The organism is Saccharothrix tamanrassetensis (assembly GCF_014203665.1).
In the GTDB taxonomy this organism is placed as follows: domain Bacteria; phylum Actinomycetota; class Actinomycetes; order Mycobacteriales; family Pseudonocardiaceae; genus Actinosynnema; species Actinosynnema tamanrassetense.
On sequence record NZ_JACHJN010000002.1, the window covers coordinates 224,606 to 247,096 of the forward strand.

16 protein-coding genes and 1 tRNA gene are annotated in these 22,491 nt (G+C 71.2%); 8 read left to right on the forward strand and 9 right to left on the reverse strand.

From position 1 onward, the window contains the following. Positions 1-9: 9 nt before the first annotated feature. The gene (locus tag FHS29_RS37605; RefSeq protein WP_184689043.1) at positions 10-1,557 is read left to right on the forward strand and encodes a hypothetical protein; all 1,548 of its coding nucleotides are present in this window, start codon (positions 10-12) and stop codon (positions 1,555-1,557) included. Then, positions 1,554-2,351: an ESX secretion-associated protein EspG gene (locus tag FHS29_RS05910; protein WP_184689044.1), complete on the forward strand. Its 798-nt coding sequence runs from the start codon at positions 1,554-1,556 to the stop codon at positions 2,349-2,351. The genes FHS29_RS37605 and FHS29_RS05910 overlap by 4 nt, the downstream gene beginning before the upstream one ends. Positions 2,352-2,526: 175 nt before the next feature. Here FHS29_RS05910 and phoU read toward each other — a convergent pair whose 3' ends face one another. The 8 genes from phoU to FHS29_RS05950 all read right to left on the reverse strand — a co-directional run bounded on the left by phoU (position 2,527) and on the right by FHS29_RS05950 (position 11,065). Continuing rightward, entirely contained in the window at positions 2,527-3,192 is a 666-nt protein-coding gene (gene phoU / locus FHS29_RS05915; protein ID WP_184689045.1) for a phosphate signaling complex protein PhoU, read from the reverse strand. An 86-nt stretch (positions 3,193-3,278) separates the two neighbouring features. Then, positions 3,279-5,051: an LCP family protein gene (locus FHS29_RS05920; protein WP_184689046.1), complete on the reverse strand. Its 1,773-nt coding sequence runs from the start codon at positions 5,049-5,051 to the stop codon at positions 3,279-3,281. Between the two features lie 8 nt (positions 5,052-5,059). Continuing rightward, complete coding sequence (locus FHS29_RS05925; protein ID WP_184689047.1) at positions 5,060-5,644, reverse strand: hypothetical protein; 585 nt, start codon at positions 5,642-5,644, stop codon at positions 5,060-5,062. 1,733 nt (positions 5,645-7,377) lie between these two features. After that, positions 7,378-8,232, reverse strand: a complete 855-nt coding sequence (locus FHS29_RS05930) for a GGDEF domain-containing protein (protein WP_184689048.1) — start codon at positions 8,230-8,232, stop codon at positions 7,378-7,380. 178 nt (positions 8,233-8,410) lie between these two features. Further along, positions 8,411-8,869, reverse strand: a complete 459-nt coding sequence (locus FHS29_RS05935; protein ID WP_184689049.1) for a hypothetical protein — start codon at positions 8,867-8,869, stop codon at positions 8,411-8,413. Next, entirely contained in the window at positions 8,862-9,998 is a 1,137-nt protein-coding gene (dusB, locus tag FHS29_RS05940; protein ID WP_184689051.1) for a tRNA dihydrouridine synthase DusB, read from the reverse strand. Before dusB ends, FHS29_RS05935 begins: the two co-directional genes overlap by 8 nt. 98 nt (positions 9,999-10,096) lie before the next feature. Further along, the gene (locus FHS29_RS05945) at positions 10,097-10,609 is read right to left on the reverse strand and encodes a macro domain-containing protein (protein ID WP_184689052.1); all 513 of its coding nucleotides are present in this window, start codon (positions 10,607-10,609) and stop codon (positions 10,097-10,099) included. Between the two features lie 380 nt (positions 10,610-10,989). Next, positions 10,990-11,065: transfer RNA gene (locus FHS29_RS05950), tRNA-Lys, on the reverse strand. 112 nt (positions 11,066-11,177) lie between these two features. Between FHS29_RS05950 and FHS29_RS05955 the strand changes: the two genes are divergently transcribed. Further along, entirely contained in the window at positions 11,178-12,035 is an 858-nt protein-coding gene (locus tag FHS29_RS05955; RefSeq protein ID WP_184689984.1) for an exodeoxyribonuclease III, read from the forward strand. Here the strand turns inward: FHS29_RS05955 and FHS29_RS05960 are convergent. Then, positions 12,032-13,057, reverse strand: a complete 1,026-nt coding sequence (locus FHS29_RS05960) for an FAD-dependent oxidoreductase (protein ID WP_184689054.1) — start codon at positions 13,055-13,057, stop codon at positions 12,032-12,034. The genes FHS29_RS05955 and FHS29_RS05960 overlap by 4 nt on opposite strands. A 56-nt stretch (positions 13,058-13,113) precedes the next feature. On the opposite strand from FHS29_RS05960, the gene FHS29_RS05965 reads away from it, so the two are divergent. The 5 genes from FHS29_RS05965 (at position 13,114) to FHS29_RS05985 (ending at position 22,489) form a co-directional block, all read left to right on the forward strand. After that, the gene (locus tag FHS29_RS05965) at positions 13,114-13,674 is read left to right on the forward strand and encodes a TetR/AcrR family transcriptional regulator (RefSeq protein WP_184689056.1); all 561 of its coding nucleotides are present in this window, start codon (positions 13,114-13,116) and stop codon (positions 13,672-13,674) included. 83 nt (positions 13,675-13,757) lie between these two features. Then, a complete protein-coding gene (locus FHS29_RS05970) occupies positions 13,758-14,975 on the forward strand; it encodes a hypothetical protein (protein WP_184689057.1) in 1,218 nt (405 codons plus the stop codon). Positions 14,976-15,060: 85 nt separating this feature from the next. Beyond that, on the forward strand, positions 15,061-15,621 hold the full coding sequence (locus FHS29_RS05975; protein ID WP_184689059.1) for a hypothetical protein: 561 nt from the start codon (positions 15,061-15,063) through the stop codon (positions 15,619-15,621). Beyond that, on the forward strand, positions 15,621-17,627 hold the full coding sequence (locus FHS29_RS05980; RefSeq protein WP_184689061.1) for an SPFH domain-containing protein: 2,007 nt from the start codon (positions 15,621-15,623) through the stop codon (positions 17,625-17,627). Before FHS29_RS05975 ends, FHS29_RS05980 begins: the two co-directional genes overlap by 1 nt. Positions 17,628-17,689: 62 nt before the next feature. Next, the gene (locus FHS29_RS05985; protein WP_184689986.1) at positions 17,690-22,489 is read left to right on the forward strand and encodes a DNA repair ATPase; all 4,800 of its coding nucleotides are present in this window, start codon (positions 17,690-17,692) and stop codon (positions 22,487-22,489) included. The last annotated feature ends 2 nt before the right edge of the window (positions 22,490-22,491 follow it).

Consider the following 22,491-nt stretch of genomic DNA (forward strand, 5'->3'; position numbering starts at 1 on the left):
AGTAGAGCCGTGGCACCGCCGAACTCGCAGCAGCCGAACCCCAACGCGTCCAAGGTCGTCTACGCCGGGCAGACCGATGCCGAACTGCGCGCGGAGTACGACAAGGCGGTCAAGGAGAATCCCGGGTTCTTCGGCGCGTTCGCCACGCTCGACGAGTACGTCCGGTGGAAGACGCAGTCCGCGCAGAACCAGGCCAAGCAGGAGAAGGACCTGGAGCAGGTGGTCGAGAACTACCGACCGCCGATGACGCCCTCCGGTTCCTTCTACATGGGCCGCTCGCACGAGGAACTCAAGGCCATGGTCACCGACAACATGGCGCCCGGCACGGCCGACGAGCAGGGCGAGGCGTGGACGAAGATCGGCAACACGCTGGTCGACCTCCAGAACAACCTGACCAAGGCCACGGAGGCCAGCAAGGGCGCCTGGCAGGGCAACGCGGCGGGCGCGGCGCAGGGCTACTTCACGAACATGGCGGTGTGGTCGGGCAACGCGGCGCAGGGCGCGCAGTTGACCGGCAACAAGCTCTACGAGCAGAGCCAGGCGGCGGGCACGGCCAAGACGAACATGCCGGAGCCGGTGAAGTTCAGCACCGCCGACGCCTACAAGATGTTCTTCTCCGAGCCGAACCCGTTCAAGTGGGCGGAGACGATCGACAAGATCGAGCAGAAGTTCGAGGAGAAGCAGCAGGCGCACGAGCGGGCGGCCGAGGTCATGACGACCATGTCGACCTCGTTCCAGGAGTCCGGCTCGACGATGCCCGCGTTCGCCCCGCCCCCGCCGATGGACGGCGCCGGCGGCGGCCCGGTCGAGCCGCCGAACAACCCGAACCCGCCCGGTGTCGGCGGACGGCCGACCATCCCGGACGGGCCGGGCGGCGGTACGGGCGGCACGGGTGTCGCCGGTATCCCCGGCCCCGGTGGCGGCACGGGCGGCGGCAACACCAACCAGTCCGGCTGGAACCCCGGCGGCGGCCCCGGCGGCGGGCTGCCCGGTCCCGGCCCCGGCGGCGGTCCCGGTGGTGGACCTCCCGGTCCCGGCCCCGGTGGCGGCGGCATCTGGCCGCCCGGCCCCGGCGGACGGCCCCCCGGTGGGCCCGGCGGACGCCCGCCCGGCCTTCCGGTCGGCCCCAACGGGCGTCCGGGGATCCCCGGCGGCGGTCCCGGCGGACGCGGCGGCGGCCCGGGCAGCGGTGGGTCCGGCGGCGGTGGCGGTGGCCGTGGCGGCGGTATGGGCGGCGGCTTGGGCGGTGGGCCCGGCGGTATGGCGGCGGCCGGTCGTGGCGGGTTCGGGCCCGGTGGCGCCTCGGGCGTGCTCGGCGAGGCCGGGCGCTCGGGTGCGGGAGGCTTCGGGCCGTCCGGGTCCGGTGGCGGGCTCGGCGGTGGCGGCGTGGGCGGTCGCGGTGGCGCTGCGGGCGTGGCCGCCGGCGGCATGGGCGCCGGTGCCGGTCAGGGCCAGGGTGACGAGGACAAGGAGCACAAGGCCGCCTCGTACCTGGTGGAGACCGAGGACGTCTTCGGTGACGGCACGATGGTCGCGCCTCCGGTCATCGGCGGGTGAGCGTGTTCTCGTTCGCCCTGTCCCTCGCGGCGGCCGACATGCTCTGGGAAGACCTGAAGCTCGGCAGCCGGCCCTACCCGTTCGACTTCCCGTACCTCGGCCAGACCTACGACGAGCGGCGCGGCATCCGCAACGCCGTGTACAACGACCTGGAGTCCCGCGGCCTGGCCAACCGCGGCCGGGTCGTGGCGGAGGTAGAAGAGGCGCTGAACCTGTTGGTGCGCTTCGACTACTCGCTGAACGCGATCGCTTCGCTGGACCCGAAGAACGTGGCACGCCAACTGCTCGCCCGCAGTGGCGCGCAGGGCGAGCTGGCGGTGCTGGCGGTGCTGGACGACCGGCAGATGAAGATCGACACCATGCGGTCGTCGGTGCTGCTGCGCACGGTGGTGGACCTGATCCCGCAGGGGCGCCCGGGTCCGGGCCAGTCGTTGACGGTGGCCATGCCGTCGTCCGCGCCGCCGCCCCCGCCGCGCCGTGACGACGACTTCGGCAACGCGACCTTCACCCAGGCCATGGCGCCCCGGACCACCACCGGCTCGCAGGTGCGTGCCCTGGAGGCGGTGTTCGAGCGGCCACGGCTGCGGGCGGGCCAGTTCGGTGTCACGGTGCGCGGCCGGCACGGCCGGGAGCAGCGCGCGCCGCAGGTGGCGTGGTTCGACAACGACCAGGGCCGGTACATGTCGCAGACCCGGCAGGGGCAGGACGGCCAGAAGTGGCTCACCCACGCCCCCGCCGACAACGCGCGCATCGCGGCTCAGCTGGCCCAGGAGCTGACAGGCCTGCTCAACTAGGGCGGTGCGCGGAGCCTGCCGACTCACGCGAGCAGGCCCAAGCGCTGAGCGGACAACCGGCCCACCGGCCGAACACCCGCGAGCGGCACGGCCGCACCAGACCGCGAAACGAACCGGGCCTGCTCGCCACGCAGGGTGAGCAGGCCCGGTCGTGTCCGGATCGTTCAGGTCCGGCTCAGTCGTCCACTTCGCCGCCGTAGCCGGGCATCCGGCCGGTGACCACGAAGACGGTGCGCTTGGCCACCGACACCGCGTGGTCGGCGAACCGCTCGTAGAAGCGGCCCAGCAGCGTGGTGTCCACGGCCGAGGGCACGCCGTGCGCCCAGTCCTTGTCCATGATCACGGTGAACAGGTGCCGGTGCAGGTCGTCCATGGCGTCGTCCGCGTCCTCCAGCGAACGCGCCCGCTCGACGTCCTGCGTGCGGATGATGTCGGTCGCCTCCCGCGCGAGCTCGACCGCGATGCGGCCCATCTCGGCGAAGTACGGCTGCACGGTGTCCGACAGCACGTGGTTGGGGTGCCGGCGGCGCGCGGCCTTCGCCACGTGCAGCGCGAGGTCACCCATCCGCTCGACGCTCTCCGCGGCGTGGATCACCGCGAGCACGATGCGCAGATCGGTCGCGACCGGCGCCTGCAACGCGAGCAGCGCGTACGCCTGCTCCTCGATGCTGGCGCGCACGTCGTCGATCTTGGCGTCGTCACCGATCACCTGCTCGGCCAGGCCGAGGTCCGCCTGGAGCAGGGCGGCGGTCGCGCGCTCCATGGCGTCACCGGCCATGCCGCACATGTCGGCGAGCTGGTCGGCGAGTTGTCCGAGCTGGTCGTGGTAGGCCTCACGCATGGCGTCAGCCTACGTGCAGGTTGTCGCGGCAGCGACATACCCCGGTGAACCCGCGGTGAACCCAAGACGTCCAGATGGTCCAACCGCTAGGCGCAGGGATCCTTGCCCGCGTTCACAATGGACAGATCCGGCGGCGGCGCAGCCTTGCCCGGTTCCGCCGTGCCGTTAGGTTGCGGCGCAACGATCTTCTCGTCCCAGCCGGGCCCGATCAGCAGGGTCACCGCACCGCCCTGGGCCTCGTCGACCTCGAGCGTGGCGCCGGGGATCGCCGCGGCGAGTGTGAACGCCGCGTCCTCGCCGCCCGTGCCGTACCGGATCACGGTCTTGCCGACCGGAACGGGGCTGTTGCCGCTGGCGACGACCTCGAACCCGAGTTCGCCCAACGCGTTCGTGGTCCGACCGGCCGCACCGCCGTTGTCCTCGTCCCCGTTGTAGACCTGGATCTTCAGGCCCTTGGGGTCGATCACCTTGCCCTGCTTGGGCCCGGCGGGCTTGGCCGCCGTCTCCGGCGTGCCGGCCGGCGGCTGGGTGGCGTCCGGGGTCTCGTCGGGCAGCGGGGTGCCGTCGATGATCGCCTGGAACAACGCCTTGGTCTCGTCCAGCTTCAGCATCTCGATGTTGTCGTCGTTGGACTTCGTGGGACCCTCGGACGTCTCGTGCGGGACGGTGACGAAGCTGACCCGGCCGGCTTCGATGCCCTGCAACGACTGCGCCAGCGTCAGCATGTCCTTCACGCCGATGTTCTGGCCCACGGCCGACGAGGCGAACGCGTTGAGGAAGTTGTTGAGCTTGCCGGGGTTCAGCAGCATCTCGGTGGACAACGCCGTGCGCAGCAAGGAGGACAGGAACTTCTGCTGCCGGGTGACCCGGTCGTAGTCGCCGAACTCCTCGTTCTTCACGTGCCGGGCGCGCACGTAGTCCAACGCCTTCTGGCCGTCGATGTCGTACTGGCCGGGCTTGTCGAAGATCATGCCGAGCTCGCCGTCGTCCATCACCTTCGGCACGCAGACCTTGATCTTGCCGACGGCGTCGACCATCCCCTTGAACCCGTTGAAGTCGACGGAGACGAAGTGGTTGATGGTCAACCCGGTCAGCTCGGTCATGAACGTGCTGACGCACTTCGGCCCGCCGTCGGCGTAGGCCTCGTTGGCCTTCACGCCCTTCTCCTCGGGCAGCGTCTTGCCGGTGTACTCACCGGTCTCGGAGTTCCACTCCTCGCACGCGGGCCGGGTGATCTGGAGGTCGCGCGGCACGGACACCACGACGACCCGCTTCCGGTCGGCCGGGATGTGGGCCAGCATCAGCACGTCCGACCGCGCACCGGGCTCGGCGTTGGCGTCGCCGACCCCGTCCTCGGCCTTGGCGCCGGCCCGGGTGTCCGACCCGACGATGATGAAGTTCTCGTCCCCCAACTGCTTCTCGGCCTCGTGCACCGCGGCGGAGTTGGTGTTGAGCGCGTCGATCTCGGTGAACTTGCTGTCCACGTAGAGCATCGCGCCCCACCCGAGGCCGGTGGCGAGGAACACCAGCACGGCGGCGGTCAGCGACAGCACCTTGACGGCGCGGACGACCTTGCTGTGCTTGGCGGTCCTGGCCCGCCGGGGCGGCGTTTCGAGGTCCTCCGCGCCGTCGACCGGCGGGGTGTAGACGGTCGCCTCTTCGTCGTGCTCGACCTTCCACGGCATGAGCTTCTGCCGGCGTTCCTTGCGCTGGCGCTCCTGCTCGGCGAGTTCGTCGTGCACCGCGGAGAACCGGGCCAACGTGTGGTCGACCTCGCGACGCTTCTTGACGTCGTCGCTGATGGCCTCCATCTCGGTGGTGAGGCCGGCGGGGTCGATCTGGTCGCGCTTCTCCGGCACCGGCGCGTTCAGCCGCCCGGAGATGTCGCCTTCGGCCCGCCCCGCGTCACCTTCGGCCGCGGTCCGGTCACCGACGGGCCGAGGCCCGCTGCCGTCCGGGCCACCGGCCGGCCGCCGCGGCGCACCGCCTTCGGCCGCACCTTCCGCCGGCCGTCGCGGTCCGCCGCCGTCGGGTCCGCCTTCGGCGAGGCGCCGGGGTCCGCTGCCGGCCGGACCGCCTTCGGCCGACCGGCGTGGGCCGTCCGGAGCGCCTTCGGCGAGTCTGCGTGGTCCGCTGCCGTCCGGTCCGCCTGGTGCGAGTCGGCGAGGCCCGCTGCCGTCAGGCCCGCCTTCGGCGAGCCTGCGCGGTCCGGCGCCTTCGCGTCCGCCTTCGGCCGACCGGCGAGGGTCGTCCGGAGCGCCTTCGGCGAGTCTGCGTGGTCCGCTGCCGTCCGGTCCGCCTGGTGCGAGTCGGCGAGGCCCGGTGCCGTCCGGCGCACCTTCGGCGAGCCGCCGCGGACCGGCCGCGTGGGGCCCGCCTTCGGCGAGTCGGCGAGGCCCGGAACCGTCCGGACCGCCCGGCGCGAGCCGCCGCGGCCCAGTGCCGTCCGCAAGACCGCGCGGACCGTTTGGGTCCACACCGCCGTCATGCGCGAGTCGGCGCGGTCCACTGCCGTCCGGCCCGCCCGGTGGCGGCGGCGGCATATCAGGTCGCGGACGCCGTCCGGTGGCCTCGGGCCGACGGGGGTCGTCCGGCGCGAACCGCTGACCGGGAGCACCGTTCGCCGGGCGCCTGCCGTCCTCCGCAATCGGTTGCGGCCGCCGTCCGGTCGCATCGGGCGCACCCAGCCGCTGCGCGACGTCGTCGGGCGCGCGGGCGGGGCCGGCGTTCGGCGGAACCGGCCGCCGTCCGGTGTCCTCGGGGGACGGTGCGCCCACCGGCGGCCGAGGCCTGCGGCCGGTGTTCTCGGGCGTGAAGGCGTCGGCCGGCCGGGCGCGACGCCCGGTGTCGTCGCGCGGCACCGCTGCGTTGGCCGGACGTGCCCGTCGACCGGTGTCCTCGGGGGCGAAGCCTTCGGCGGGTGCCGGACGCGCCCGGCGCCCGGTGTCCTCACGCGAGGGAGGACCGTCGAGTCGCGCCCGGCGCCCGGAGTCATCGGATGACGGGGCGAAAGCCTCGGGCGGCACCGCGCCGGCGGGACGTGCCCGCCGACCAGCGTCCTCGGGCGACGGTGGGCCATCGGTGGGCCGTACGCGGCGACCGGTGTCCTCAGGCGACACCATTCCACTGGTGGGACGTGCTCGGCGGCCGGCGTCCTCGGGAGACGCCACTCCATTGGTGGGGCGCGCCCGACGACCCGTCTCCTCAGGCGGTGTCGGGCGGGCACGACGGCCCGTGTCCTCAGGTGACACCACGCCGTTCGTCGGCCGCGCCCGGCGACCGGTGTCCTCCGGAGGAGCCGCTCGACGCCCGGTGTCCTCGATCCCCGCCAAGCCGTTGGCAGCCCGCCCGCGTCGCCCGGTGTCCTCCGGCGACCCGGCGGGAGGGCCGGCCCGTCGCCCGGTTTCCTCGGGCGAGACCGCGGCTCCGGCCCGGCGTCCACTGTCTGGCGTGCCTGCTCCGCGACGGCCGGTGTCCTCGGGGGAGGCCACCCCGTTGGTGGGTCGTGCCCGGCGGCCGGTGTCCTCGGGAGGCGTCGGCCGGGCTCGACGCCCGGTGTCCTCGGGGGACGGCGCGAAGCCGTTCGGCGGCGTCGGGCGGGCGCGGCGGCCGGTTTCGCCCGAGGCCGGTCGGCCGGCGGCCGGTGCGAAGTAGTCCGGGGAGCCGTTCGGGCGTCGGGTGTCCTCGGTGGACGGGTAGCCCGGTGCGCGGTCGGCGCGGGGCGGCCGGGGGGCGTCGGGCTCGGGCGCGGCGCGGCGGCCGGTCGACTGCGGCGGGCCGGGCGGCTCCGGTCTGCGGTCGTCCGGCGGCACGGGGCGCGGGATGTTGCTGCGGCTGTGCTGTTCCAGCAGCTCGGAGACGCTCAGACCGCCGCCGCCCTCCAGCGAGCGGCGTCGGCGGCCGGTCGGCTGGTCGTCCTGCGGGGCCTGGTCACCTCGGGGTCCGGGGCCGCCACGGCGGGGCTCGTCGGGCACCCGGTCTCCCTTCAGCTTTCGGTCAGTAGCGGGGCGTCATCACGAGTTGACGACAGCAAGGACACATTGGTTGCACCAACGGCGTGTCACTTGCCCTGGCGATACTACGGATGACCGCCAGTCCTGACGACAACTCCCGGTGATACAGGGGTCGCGCATACTCGATTGTGCACAGCACATTACGCCCGAACGGGGGAGCTGTCGTTAGGCCTCAGTAACCGGCAACCCGTGGTTCGGCTATCCCGCGTCGCCCGGCCGCGGCGCCTGCCAGGCGCACCCGACCGTTCTCCCGATAGGCGACGGCGTTCCGTCCTGACTGCTTGGCGGTGTAGAGCAGGCTGTCCGCCCGCAGCAGTTGCTGCTCCGGAGCGACCGGGGGACGCGTCGGTGAGTCCCCCACGGGAGGCTCATAAGCCAACCCGATGCTGATGGTCACTCGCAAACCGGGTGCCAGGGAGGCCCAGGCGTGACGCTCGACACGCATTCGTGCGGACTCGGCGATCTCCACGCTCCCCACCACGTCCACCCCGGGCAGCACGAGCACGAACTCCTCGCCGCCGTACCGCGCGCAGAACCCGCCCTCCGGCAGCTCCTCCTGGAGCAGCTCCACCACCCGCTGCAGCACCCGATCCCCCAAGAGGTGCCCGAAAGTGTCATTGACCTGCTTGAACCAGTCCAGATCGATCAACGCGATGGCCAACCCGTCAGCGGTGCCGTGCTCGGTCACCATGCCGAGCAGCCGTTGGTCCAGGTACCTGCGGTTGTAGCTGTCGGTCAAGCTGTCCCGCAGGCTCTGCTCACGGGCCTCGGCGTGCTCGCGGCGCAGCCGGTCGACCTCGCGGCGCAACTGCTCGGGGACCTGTGGCTGGACGTCCTGGTCGGCGTAGACCAGGTCGTACGCGGAGCGCAGGTGCTGGTAGGCCTGCCGCCACTGGCCCCGGGAAGCGAGCAGCGTGGCGATCGACTCGTGCAGCTGCACCAAGCCGGTGCCCTCCGAGGCGGGCTGGTCCCGGTCCGGGCCGCCGTGGCTGTCGAAGTCGGCGACTTCTGGTCGCAGTGCGGTCATCGCGCTCACCTCCCTACTTGCCAAGGTGTCGTCCCCTAGGAGGCGGCGCTTGAGCCGGCGGGACGCGTCAACAGAGGATTTCCCTCGACTGGTTGACCGTGCACTGCTCCGAACTGGTGACATTCAGTGATCAACAAGCCGGAGCGTGCGCCGAGCGTGGCCATTCGGCCCAACGTCGTCAATTCGCGCAGGGCGCGAAGCCGTAGGCCTTCCCGTTGAGCAGCACGATGTGCTGGGAGCCGATCTGGGTGCCGATCTCGGCGCCGTCCTGCACCACGGTCAGCGTCACGGCGACCACCAGCACCACTCCGCGCGGGTGCTCGTCCTCGCCCGGAGGCGTCCAGTCCGGGTCGAGCCGGAGCGTGGACAGGCTGGGCTCGACCTTGATCGTGCCGTTGGGCAGCTTGCAGTCCCCGTCCCGGAAGTCGGGGTGCTGGGTGTCGGCGAGCAGCTCGCGCTGCTTGGCCGCGCCCTGCCCGCCCGCCTCGTTGAGCGCGGCGAAGTAGCTGGACACCAGCTCCCGCTCGACCTCGGTCACCTTCAACGGCAGTGCCGTGCCGGTCACCTTCGGTCCGCACGCGGCCAGCGCCAGCAGGCAGAGCACGGCCGCCGCGACCCGCGCCACCGGCTCAGCCACCGGAGTGCATGTCTTCCGCGGCGGGCACCATCTCGTCCTCGGGGTCGTCCAGCCAGCCCTCCGGCAGCACGACCTTGGCCGGCGAGCCCTGCCGGCCGCGCGGGCCTTCGGCGTCCTGCGGGAATTCGGCGCCCGCGTCCAGCCCGGCGAGCAGGTCGTCCAGCTCCGACAGCGTCGACACCATCGCGAGCGCCCGCCGCGACTCCGCGCCCACCGGGAAGCCCTTCAGGTACCAGGCCATGTGCTTGCGCAGGTCGCGGATGCCCTTCTGCTCGCCGAGGTGGTCGGCGAGCAGCCGCCCGTGCCGGCCCAGGACGTCGGCGACCCGGCCCAGCGCCGGCCCCGGCGGGATCGCCTCGCCCCGGAACGCGGCCTGGAGCTCGCCGAACAGCCAGGGCCGCCCCAGGCACCCGCGCCCGACGACAACCCCGTCGCACCCGGTCCGCGCCACCATGTCCAGCGCGTCCTGCGCGCTGAAGATGTCCCCGTTGCCGAGCACCGGGATCGAGGTCACGGCTTCCTTGAGCCGCGCGATCGCCGACCAGTCGGCCTGCCCGGAATAGCGCTGCGCGGCCGTCCGCGCGTGCAGGGCGACGGCCTGCGCCCCCTCGTCCTCGGCGATCCGCCCGGCGTCCAGGTAGGTGAGGTGCTCGTCGTCGATCCCGATCCGGAACTTGACGGTCACCGGCACCCCGGCCGGCTCGGCGGCCCGCACCGCGGCCCGCACGATCTGCCGGAACAACTGCCGCTTGTAGGGCAGCGCCGCCCCGCCGCCCTTGCGCGTCACCTTCGGGACGGGGCAGCCGAAGTTCATGTCGATGTGGTCGGCCCGGTCCTCGCCGACGATGATCTTGGTGGCTTCGCGCATGGAGGTGGGGTCGACGCCGTAGAGCTGCATGGAGCGCGGGTGCTCGTCCTCACTGAAAGTGATCATCTCCATCGTCTTCGAGTCGCGCTCGACGATGGCCCGGGCGGTGATCATCTCGCAGACGTAGAGCGAGGTGGGGCTGCCGAACTCGCGGCAGAGCTGCCGGAACGCCACGTTCGTGATGCCCGCCATGGGCGCGAGCACGACGGCGGGGTCGACCGCGTAGGGGCCGATCTTGAGCGAGGACGCGAACGGAGCCACACAACCAGGCTAACCGCTGCTCACGTTCCGTCGTGCCGTTGTGTTGCGGGCTACTCGCGCGACGGCAGAACCCACGGCCGCACGCGGCGCAGGCTGGATCAGCCGTCGTTCTCGGCGGTCGCCCGAGCCAGGTGACCGGCGGTTTCCTCGTCGAACGCCACCAGCAAGATCCGCTCGACCGAGGTGGTGGCACCTCGCAGCGTCGCCACGGCCACCCGCGCCGCCTCGTCACCGGGGAACCCGTACACGCCGGTCCCGATGGCAGGGAAGGCGATGGTCCGCGCGCCCAGGCCGTCGGCGACCTCCAGGCAGCGGCGGTAGCAGGACGCGAGCACGGCGACCTCGTCCCGATCGCCGCCCTCCCACACCGGGCCCACCGTGTGGATCACGTGCCGGACCGGCGGGTTCAGGTCGAACGCCGGTGTGGCCAGCGCTCCGCCGGGCGCGCACGGACCGATCAAGGCGCCCGCCTCAGCCAGCCGCGGGCCTGCTGCGCGATGGATCGCCCCGTCCACCCCGCCGCCGCCCATCAGCGACTCGTTGGCCGCCGTGACGATCGCGTCCACCCGCACCCCGGTGATGTCACCGGGCACCACCTCGATCCGCGTCACGAACCGATCGTGGCACGCCGTCGACCACGACGCGGTACATGTGCCCTTCGCTCGGCTCCAGGTGACGCCGATGGCGGACGAGGCTGCGCCGAACAACCCAGCGAGGGCAACAACTCCATCAACGTCATGCCGATCGGCACACCCCTGAGCTGCGGTTCAAGCGCCGTCCCCGGACGCGCTCCTGACACCCACGACCTCGATCCTGTCGCGTTCCTGACGCCCCCGTGGCGCGCGCCAATACGCCTGTCGATACAGGCTCGGACAGCCCAGGCGTGCGACTGTCATCCGCCTCAAGTAGGGCCAGCGTCACGGCCGTGGCCTGCCGGAATACGGAAAGCCCGAGCGCGGGCTACGCAGCCCAGGCCGCTGACCTGGGGGTTTGGTGGGCCGCCAGGGACTCGAACCCTGAACCCGAAGATTAAAAGTCTCCTGCTCTGCCAATTGAGCTAGCAGCCCTCGGGGTACAGCCTACCGAGGAGGCGGTCGGCTGCGGGCGGGGTGGGGGCGTCGGGGGTGTTCGACGGGATGTCGGGCAGTGGGCGGGGTGGCTGGGGGCTACCTTGGGGTGGTGCGGGTGGCTACTTGGAACGTCAACTCGGTGAAGCAGCGGTTGCCTCGGTTGTTGCCCTGGTTGGACCAGCGGGCCCCTGACGTCGTCTGCTTGCAGGAGACCAAGTTGGCTGACGACGCCTTCGACGCGTTGCTCAGCGGGCCGCTCGCCGAGCGGGGGTACCGGGCCGCCGTCCACGGTGAGGGCCGGTGGAACGGGGTGGCCATTCTGTCCAAGGTCGGGTTGGACGACGTGGTGACCGGGGTCGCTGGGGCGCCTGGGTTCCCCGATCCGGAGGCTCGGGCGGTTGCGGCTACTTGTGGTGGTGTCCGGGTCTACTCGCTCTACGTGCCAAATGGGCGGGCGCCCGAGTCCGACCATTACGTCTACAAGCTGGAGTGGTTGGCCGCGCTGCGGGACCTATTGGCCGGTGAGGCCGACGATCTGGTGGTTTGTGGGGACATCAACATCGCTCCCGCCGATGCCGACGTGTTCGATCCCGCCGCTTACGCCGGGCACACCCACGTGACCGCGCCCGAACGGGAGGCGTTGGCCGAACTGCACGCTTTGGGGCTTCGGGATGTCGTTCGCGACCGGTGGCCGGATGAACGGGTCTTCACTTATTGGGACTATCGCGCCGGGATGTTCCACCAGGACCTCGGTATGAGGATCGACCTGGTGCTGGCCTCGGAGCCGGTGTCCGGCCGTGTCCGCGCTGCCTGGGTTGACCGGCACGCCCGCAAGGGCACCGGACCGAGTGATCACGCCCCGGTGATCGTCGACCTCGACACCGCGCCCGACGGGGACATCGGCCCGATGGTGCCTCCGCCTTCCGCGCCCCGTGCCCGGCGTTCCGTCAAGTTGCCGCAGAGTTAGCCGGCCAGTTCGTCCGATTCCAGGTCCGCGCTCCACGACTTGTCCTGCCGGGGTTTGGGAGCCAGGGCAAGCGCTGCCTTCAAAACCGTGTCGCGGACTCCGGTGAAGCGGCGCATCCTGGCCAGGCGGTTGAGGGCCAATGATTGTTTCACCATCCGCTGGGTCGATCGGCGACGTGCTTTGTCGTAGTTTTCGAGGCCTGCGGGAATATTGTCGGGTGTCACGTGTTCCGCCAGGGTTACGGCGTCGATGATCGCCTGGCAGGCGCCTTGTCCCAGATCCGGTGTCATGGCGTGGGCCGCGTCCCCCAGCAGGACGATTCGGTCCTGGTAGTAGGCCGGCAATGGGGGCAGGTAGTCCAAGGGGTGGCGGAGGATTTCGGTGGATTCGGCCAACACCCGGGGAATGGGGTCGTGCCAGTCGCCGAAGACGGCCTCCAGCTCGGCGTCGGGGCCGGTCATCGCGTACCAGTTGGTGCGGCCGTCGGCCTGCGGCGTCAGACCGAACTTCACTCCTCGGCCCCACGTCTCACCGCCCGCCGCGACCTCCAGGTCCACGGTCCCGCGCCAGCCGATCGCCCCCGAGTGACGCACCTCCACCCCGAACAGGGAACGGCGGGTCGCGCTGTTGATCCCATCGGCCCCCACGATCAGGTCGTGATCGCACTCCTGCCACGTCATGGGCGTGCCGAACCGGATGGCGTTCGACGGCAGGGCGTCGGCCAGCAGGGTGAGCAAGGCCGGTCTGGTCAGCAGGTGCACGTCCGCCCGCAGCGGGCCGATGACCGACCCGTCGGGCTTGCGCAGCGTGCCGTCCGGCTGTTCGCGGCCGGCGCGTCGGGCCGCTGCGCCCAAGCCGAGATTGTCCAGTGCCTCGATGGCGTTGCGCCAGATGCCGAGTCCGGTGCCGGTCGCGGGTAGGGCGTCGCAGCGTTCGTAGACGGTCACCTCCCAGCCCGACTCGTGCAGACCGATGGCCGCGGTCAGACCGCCGATTCCTCCGCCGATGACTGCTGCTCTCATGCCGCCGACCGTACTACAGATGTAGTCACCAGCACTACGGGTGTAGTGTGATCGCCGTGACGAGGCGGCAGCAGGTGCTCGACGCGGCGATCCGGGTGCTCGGCACGACCGGACCGCGCGGGTTGACGCACCGGGCCGTCGACACGGCCGCCGGCCTGCCGGAGGGGTCCACCTCCAACCACTTCCGCACGCGGGACGCGCTGGTCAGCGGCGTGGTGGACCGGCTGCTCGAACGGGAGACCGAGCTGTGGGGGCGGCTTGCCGTCGACGTCTCGAACCCCGACGCCCTCGCGACCGCAGTCGGGTGCCTGGTCCGGCAACTCGCCGACGAACGCGTGCTCACGTTGGCCCGGCACGCGGTGTTCGTGGAGGCGAGCGTCCGGCCAGAGTTGGGTCGGCGGATCGCCGAGGCCCACCGCCGGATCGCCGAGTGGGCGGGGCCGCTCATCGGTGCGTTGGGGTCGGACGACCCGGTCCGTGATCTCCGGTTGCTGTTGGCCGTCATCGACGGGTTGCTGACCAACCAACTCGCCAACCCGCAGCCCGACTTCGCTCCTGCGGAGGCCGTCCGCACGGTGCTGCGGGGGATGTTCGGGCCACCGCCGATCGACGGCTGACAGCGGGACCGCAGCGCTGTGCGGACCGCGGCTCCGTCATCATGTGCGCGACGAATGTGCGCGACGACCACTGGGGAGTTGCCGTGACCGATCGCGTGACGCGGGCATTCTTGTCCGACGAGAGCCTGCACGGAGTGATGGAACGGCTCGACCTGCCGCCCGCCCTGCGCGCCGTGTACGGGGAACGGTTGGTGCCACGGCCGTTCTTCCTCGAACGATCCGTCGCCGAACGGGTTGCCGAGGACATCCGGCAGCTGTTCGACCTCCTGGTGTCGTTGCCCGCCAGGCTGTTCGACGGCAGTCTGGCCCGGTTCGCCGGGGCGTTGGGCATCCCGCCTGCCCAGGTCGCGTTGCTGTCCGCCGAACGGCCGCCGTTCCACGGCCGTGCCGACATCTACCGCGTCGGGGACGGTTTCCGGTTGCTGGAGTTCAACTCCGGCAGCCAACTCGGCGGTCGGGACCTGGGTGACCTCGCACGCGCCATCCACGAAGTGCCGGAGCTGCAAGGGTTCGTGCGGCGACACGGGTTGACGTTCGTCCATCCGGTCGAGGAGTTGCTGCGGGCCGTCGGCTCCGGGACGGTGGCATTCCTCGAAGCCGGCGGGATGTTGCGGAAGTTCGGCAAGGGGTTCGCCTCGCTCAAGGAGTCCTGCGCCCGGCTCGGCGTGGACGTCCTGTTGGGCGAGTTGGAAGATCTGACCGAGCGCAACGGCTACCTCCACCTCGACGGAACGCGGCTGGACACCGTGGTCAGGTTCTTCTCGCTCGACAACGCCGTGGGGCACACCGACGCGTTCGTCAAAGCCACCAGGACCGAGGTCTTCACGCCGCTCACGAGCTTCCTCTACGGCAACAAGTCCACCCTCGCCCTGCTCTCCCGGCACCGGGACGGGCTGGAGGACCACGAACGGGCGCTGGTCGACCGGCTGCTGCCGTGGACGAGGGGCCTGGACGACGTCGAGCCGGACTACGCGCGTGAGCACCGCGAGAACCTGATCCTCAAGGTCACCGACGAGTTCGCGGGCACCGGCATCCACGCTGGCTGGCTGCACGACGACCGGCAGTGGTCCGAACTGCTCGACGACCGCAGGGGGCAGCCGTTCGTGCTCCAGGAACGGGTCCGCCCGACGCTCGACACCGTTCCCGGCGACGAACGGCCGTGGCTGACCACGTGGGGCTGGTTCGTGACCGACGAGGGGTTCGCCGGGATGAGCATCCGGTCCATGCCGGACGCCGCCGGGGCGGTCGTCAGCTACGGCGGCAACCCGCACACGCGCGTTTCGGGGCTGCTACTGCATTGAATCCGTGGTCGAGCCGACGCGTTCGGTGATTTCCCCGCTGTAGCCGCAATCCGACGGATACAGTCCCCCCAACAGAGGGGGGTGCATGGGGGAGTTCTTCGAATCCGCGCTCGCCTTCCCGACCGTCATCCTGACCATCCTGCTCGCCGCCGTGGTGCTGTTCTGGGTGCTCGCCGCGGTCGGGGTGGACCTGGACGGCGGTGTGGAACTCGCCTACGGGCTGGGCGGTGTGCCGTTCAGCGTGATGGTCTCGCTGCTGGTGCCGGTGGCGTGGTTCGTCTGCCTGTCCGCCACCACCCTCTTCGACGGGTACCACGTCGCGATCCTCGCCGGGTCGCTGGTGGTCGGCTTCCTGGCCGCACGGGTGGCGGTGGTCCCGTTGCGGCGCCTGTACCCCACGCTCGCGCCCGCGTCGCGCAGCGACTTCGTCGGCCGGGTCTGCGTGATCCGCACCGGCACGGTCACCGCGCACTTCGGGCAGGCCGAGGTCACCGCCGACGACGGGTCGTCGGCGATCGTGCAGGTCCGCCAGGCGGGCCGGGACGAGCTGACGGCCGGCACCACGGCGCTGATCTTCGACTACGACCAGGACGGCGAGTTCTTCTGGGTCGCCCCGATCCCCACCTACCCGCTGCGGGAGCACTGATGGATGTCATCACCACCGGCTTCGGCATTCTCGTCGCCGTCGCCCTCGTCGTCCTGGTCGCGCTGCTGGTCATGATCAGCCGGTTGTTCCGCAAGATCGAGCAGGGCAAGGCGCTGATCATCTCCAAGGTGCGCAAGGTGGACGTGACGTTCACCGGCGCGATCGTGCTGCCGGTGCTGCACCGGGCCGAGATCATGGACATCTCGGTGAAGACGATCGAGATCCGCCGCGCCGGCACCGAGGGCCTCATCTGCCGGGACAACATCCGCGCCGACATCCGCATCACGTTCTTCGTGCGGGTCAACAAGACCGTGGAGGACGTCATCAAGGTGGCGCAGGCGATCGGCACCGCCCGCGCGTCCGACGAGACGACGCTCCAGGAGCTGTTCAACGCCAAGTTCTCCGAGGCGCTCAAGACCGTCGGCAAGCAGTTGGACTTCGTCGACCTCTACACCAAGCGCAACCAGTTCCGCGACCAGATCATCGAGGTGATCGGCACCGACCTCAACGGCTACAGCCTGGAGGACGCGGCGATCGACTACCTGGAGCAGACGCCGATGGCGCAGCTCAACCCGTCGAACATCCTGGACGCGCAGGGCATCCGCAAGATCACCGAGCTGACCGCGATCGAGCACGTGCGCACCAACGAGTACCAGCGCGGCGAGGAGAAGGAGATCACCCGCCAGAACGTGGACGCGCGCGAGGCGATCCTCGAACTGGAACGCCGCCAGGCGGACGCGGAGATCAAGCAGAAGCGCGAGGTCGAGACCATGCGCGCCCGCGAGGAAGCCGAGATCGCCAAGGTGCAGGCGGAGGAACGGCTCAAGGCGCACACCGCGAACATCCGCACCGACGAGCAGCTCGGCATCCAGCAGGAGAACAAGAACCGCGAGATCGCGGTGGCGGAGAAGAACCGCCAGCGGGTGATCGCCATCGAGACCGAGCGCATCGAGAAGGACCGCCAGCTGGAGGTCATCGGCCGGGAGCGGGAGACCGAGCTGACCCGCATCTCCGCCGACAAGGAGGTGGAGGGCGAGAAGCGCGCCATCGCCGAGGTGGTGCGCGAGCGCATCGCGGTGGAGAAGACGGTGGCCGAGCAGGAGGAGAACATCAAGCGGCTGCGGGCGGTCGAGGAGGCCGAGCGGCTGCGCCAGACCACCGTCATCAGGGCCGAGGCCGAGGCGCAGGAGCACCTGGTCAAGGACATCAAGGCGGCCGAGGCCGCGGAGGCGGCGGCGAAGTTCAAGGCCCGCGAGGAACTCCTGCTCGCGGAGGCCCGCCAGCAGGCCGCCGAGCTGGACACCCGCGCCATGATCCGACTGGCCGAGGGCAAGCAGGCGGACGCCGCCGCGTCCGGCCTGGCCGACGTGCAGGTGCGCGAGCGCGACGCCGAGGCGATCGAGAAGGTCGGCCGCGCGGAGGCCGTGGTGGAGCGGCAGAAGGCCCTGGTGGTCGCCGAGGCGATCAAGGAGAAGCTCAAGGGCGAGGCGGAAGGCCTGGCGGACAAGGCGAACGCGATGGCCGCGCTGGACGGCGCGACCCGCGAGCACGAGGAGTACCGGCTCCGGCTGGAGACCGAGAAGGAGATCCGGCTGGCCGGCATCGACGTGCAGCGGCAGGTCGCCGAGTCGCAGGCCAAGGTGCTCGCGGCGGGGCTGGAGAAGGCCGACATCGACATCGTGGGCGGGGACGGCATGTTCTTCGACCGCGTGGTGGGCGCGATCTCGGTCGGCAAGAGCATCGACGGGTTCGTGGAGCACTCCGACGTGGCGAAAACCCTGGGCAAGTCGTGGTTGAACGGCTCGGCCGACTTCACCCGGGACCTCGGCGGCATCCTCGGCTCGTTCGGCACCGGTGACCTGAAGAACCTCACCGTGTCGGCGCTGCTGCTCAAGCTGATCAACTCCGGCGGGCCGGACGAGGACAAGTTGCGCGAGCTGCTGGCCGCCGCCCAGCGCCTCGGTGTCGCCGAACGGCCGGTGGCCGCGCTCGCCGCCCAGTCGTGACGGCAGCCGTGACGGCCGGGGAGACCGCGACCGGGCAGACGCCCGGGCAGACGTCGGGGCAGATGTCACTGGACGCGGGCACCTACGAAGTGCTCAAGGCCCGGCTCGCCGAGCAGGCGGCCGGGCTCGCCCGCCGGGCCGAAGCGCTGAACGCCCGGCGGCTGGAGGTGTTCGGCAGCGCCGAGCTCACGCTCCTCGGCACCGAGCGCATCCGCACCGGGAACAACTGCGTGCCGCGCGATGTCGTCCAGGTGGCCGGGCTGATGCTGTTCGGCTACAACGTCTTCATCGGGCTGAAGCCGGAGACGACGGTCGACGACGTGTTCTCGCTGCACCGCTTCACGCGGGACGGCGACGCGTTCCGGTTCGAGGACGCGCACGACGAACTGCCCGGTCTGCTGCGGGATCCGCAGTTCGAGCGCGACTTCGCCGAGCTGTACCGGTACTACCGCGACACGCGGCTGGTGCAGTTGCGGCGGGTCGAGGGCAGGCTGCTCGCCGTGTTCCAGACCGGGGCGCGGACCGGGGACATCCGGGTGCTGCGCTGGCAGGTCGGCCTCGACGGGACCGTGAAGTACCTGGACAACCGGGGCGAACGGGACCACGTGTTCCCGCCGTCGCACGACTTCGAGTGGACGCCGACCGCGCGCGAGCACCACGTGCTGGGCCGCCACCCGCACATCTCCATCGAGGACGAGGTCTTCGTGGAGACCGTCGGCGGCGACCTCACCATCAAGGTCGAGAACAACACCGAGACCGGCGAGGGCATCTACCGCGAGCCGGTGGACGAGCCGTTGCAGTCGCTGGCCGACGCGGACGTGCAGTACGCGCGGGTGGGTTCGCTGATCCTGCTGCGCATCCGCCCGTACAACGAGACCGCGTGGCGGCACCTGGTGTTCAACACCCGCACCAGGGACGTGACGCGGCTGGACGGCATCGGCCAGGCCTGCCAACGGCTTCCGGAGGACCAGGGGCTGATCTTCCCCGGCGGGTACTACCTGGCCACCGGCGTCAGCAAGACGTTCGACACCGAGGTGGACGAGCTGGAGTTCGAGCGGGTCATCCGCTCCGTGAACGGCGAGGACGTGCTCTACGTCTTCCACGCCCGCCGCGACGGCCGCTCGCTCCTGCTGCCGTACAACGTGATCCGCAAGGAAGTCGCGAACCCGTTGCCGTGCCACGGCTATTCGCTGTTCGACGACGGCACGCTGGTGGTCTTCCGCGCGCTCAACGAAGAACCGACGCGGGTGCACCCGATGCAGGTGTGGCAGACGCCGTACCTGTCCGACACCTACGCCGCCGCGCAGCCGGTCGGCACCGGCCCGCTCGAACGGGTCGGCAACGCCGATCTGGTGCGCGGTATCTCGGACTGCCTGTCGGTGAGCCGGATGGTCGGCGAGATGGCGCCGTCCGTGCCGGTGTTCGAGGACCTGATCGCCTCGTGCACCAGGGTCTTCGACGCCTACCACTGGCTGGGCGAGTCGGACCTGGGCGACCTGCGCACCCCGCTGACGGAGGTCCGGACGACCGCCGAGCAGGTGCTGGACGAGTTCGAGACGGTGCAGGCGCTGACCGGGCAGGCCGCGACGGCGCTCGTGGAGGCGGGCGAGAAGATCGCGTCGATGATCCGCCGCACGCGCGGCGAGGTGCCGGTCGGCGCGGACGCCTGGGTGCGCCGGCTGGCCGATCTGCGCGGCGCGCAGGGGCACCTGGTCACGCTCAGGGAACTGCGGTACGTCGACCTGGCCCGCATCGACGAGCTGAGCGGGCAACTCGACGTCGAACTCGGGTCCACGGCGCAGCGGGCGGTCGAGCACCTGCGCCGGGACGACGCGTTCACCGGCTACCACGAGCAGGTGGAAGAGCTGGTGGGCAAGGCCGACGCGATCCGCACGGTCGCCGAGGCCAAGCCGGTCACCGACGAGCTGGCCGAACGCCAGCGGGGGCTGGAGGTGCTGACCGAGGTCGTCGGGTCGCTGGACATCGCCGACGCCACCGTGCGCACGTCGATCCTGGAACGCATCGGCGAGGTGCTGGGCGGGCTGAACCGCGCACGGGCCACTGTGGACGGTCGCCGCCGCGAACTCCTCGCCACCGAGGGACGCGCCGAGTTCGCCGCCGAGTTCGCCCTGCTCGGCCAGGCCGTCACGGGCGCGCTCGCGGTCGCCGACACGCCGCAGCGGTGCGACGAGCAGCTCGGCCGGCTGCTGCTCCAGTTGGAGAACCTGGAGTCGCGGTTCGGCGAGTTCGACGACTTCCTGGCCAGGCTGGGCGACAAGCGGACCGACGTCTACGAGGCGTTCTCGTCCCGCAAGCAGGCGCTGCTGGACGACCGCGCCCGGCGCGCGGACCGGCTCGCCGAGTCGGCCGACCGGATCCTGGCGAGCGTCGCCCGCCGGGTCGCGTCGCTGGGCTCGCTGGACGAGGTCAACACCTACTTCGCGTCCGACCCGATGGTGGCCAAGATCCGCACCGTGGCCGAGGAGCTGCGGGAACTCGGCGACCAGGTGCGGGCCGAGGAGCTGGCCGGCCGGGTGCTCGCCGCCCGCCAGGAGGCGGGCCGCGCGCTGCGCGACCGGCTGGACCTGTTCGACGGCGAGACGATGAGGCTGGGGCGGCACCGGTTCGCGGTCAACACCCAGCCGCTGGACCTGACCCTGGTGCCCAAGGACGGCGAGCTGTCGTTGGCCGTCACCGGGACCGACTTCCGCGCGCCGGTCGACGACCCGGGTTTCGCCGCCACCAAGCCGTTCTGGGACCAGTCGGTGGCCTCGGAGACCGCCGAGGTGTACCGGGCCGAACACCTGGCCGCGTCGATCCTCGCCGAACACCCGCTGGACGGCCTGCACGCCGCCGCGACCGACGGCCGACTGCTCGACCTGGTCCGCCAGGTCGCGGAAGCCCGGCTGGACGAGGGCTACGAGCGCGGTGTGCACGACCACGACGCCGCGAAGATCCTCGACGCGTTGCTGCGCCTGCACGCCGGCGCGGGCGTGCTGCGGTACCCGCCGTCGGCACGGGCCGCCGCGCAGCTGTTCTGGGCGCGGGCCGACGAGGACGACAAGGCGCGGTGGGAGCGCCGGGCCACGTCGCTCGGCCGTGCGCGGGCGATCTTCGGGCACACCGGGGCGATCGACGAACTGTGCGCGGAACTCGCGGAACGGGCGGGCGATCCGCTGGCCGGCGAGTACCTGTTCGAGGAGCTGTGCAGTGCCCCGGCGGGGTTCGCCACCAGTGCCGCCGCACGGGCGCTGACCGACGCGTTCCACCGGGCCCTGGGAAACCGCCAGGAGTTCGAGGACGACCTCCGTGCCCTCCCGGACCCGGACGACCGCCGCGAGCTGGTCGAAGGCTGGTACGAGGCGTTCCTGGCCGGTCGCGCGGAACCGGACCTGCCCGAGGCGATCGCCCTCGAACTGTGCCGCGACCTGCCCCGACACGAGTCGTCCGCGCAACTCGAGTCCACTGTGGACGGCCTGCTCGGCGCGCACCCCAGGATCACCGACCGCAGGCTGGCGATCCGGCTGGACGAGCTGCTGGCCCGCACCCGCCGGTTCCGCGAGGAACGGGTGCCCGCGTTCCGCGCCTACCAGAGGCGCCGCAACGAGTTGGTGGCCCGGGAGAAGCGGCGGCTCCGGCTGGAGGAGTACCAGCCGAAGGTGATGAGCGCGTTCGTGCGCAACCGGCTGCTGGACGAGGTCTACCTGCCGCTGATCGGCGACAACCTGGCCAAGCAGCTGGGCGCGGCGGGTGACGCCAAGCGCACCGACCAGATGGGCCTGCTGCTGCTCATCTCCCCGCCCGGCTACGGCAAGACGACGCTGATGGAGTACGTCGCCAACCGGCTCGGCCTGGTGTTCGTCAAGGTCAACGGCCCGTCGCTGGGGCACGAGGTGACCAGCGTCGACCCGGCCGACGCGCCGAACGCCACAGCCCGACAGGAGGTGGAGAAGATCTCGTTCGCCCTGGAGAGCAGCAACAACGTGCTGCTCTACCTGGACGACATCCAGCACACCTCGCCCGAGCTGCTGCAGAAGTTCATCTCCCTGTGCGACGCCCAGCGCCGCATGGAGGGCGTGTGGAACGGCCGGACCCGCACCTACGACCTGCGGGGCAAGCGGTTCGCGGTGTGCATGGCGGGCAACCCGTACACCGAGTCGGGGCAACGGTTCCGCATCCCCGACATGCTCGCCAACCGGGCCGACGTGTGGAACCTCGGCGACGTGCTGTCCGGGCGCGAGGACCTGTTCGCGTTGAGCTACATCGAGAACGCGCTGACCTCGAACGCCGTCCTCGCGCCGCTGTCCACCAGGGACCGGGGTGATGTGGAGCTGCTGGTCCGGATGGCCCGGGGCGAGGAGGTCCGGGCGGACCGGCTCGGCCACCCGTACACGTCGGTGGAGTTGGAGCAGGTGTTGTCCGTGCTGCGCAAGCTGCTGCGGGTCCAGCAGGTCGTGCTGGCCAACAACCAGGCCTACATCGCTTCCGCCGCGCAGTCCGACGCCTCCCGGGTCGAGCCGCCGTTCCGGCTCCAGGGCTCCTACCGGAACATGAACAAGCTGGCGGAGAAGGTCGTGCCGGTGATGAACGACGCCGAGCTCATGGCCGTCATCGACGACCACTACCTCGGCGAGGCGCAGACGCTGACGTCCGGCGCGGAGGCGAACCTGCTCAAGCTGGCCGAGCTGCGCGGCACGTTGACGCCCGAGCAGGCGCGGCGGTGGGACGAGGTGAAGGCGGGCTACCTGCGGGCGCAGGCGTTGGGCGGCTCGGAGGACGACCCGATGAGCCGCGCCGTGGGTGCGGTCGGGCTGCTGGCGGACCGGGTGGGTGGCGCGATCGACCGGCTGGCGGGCCGCTAGGA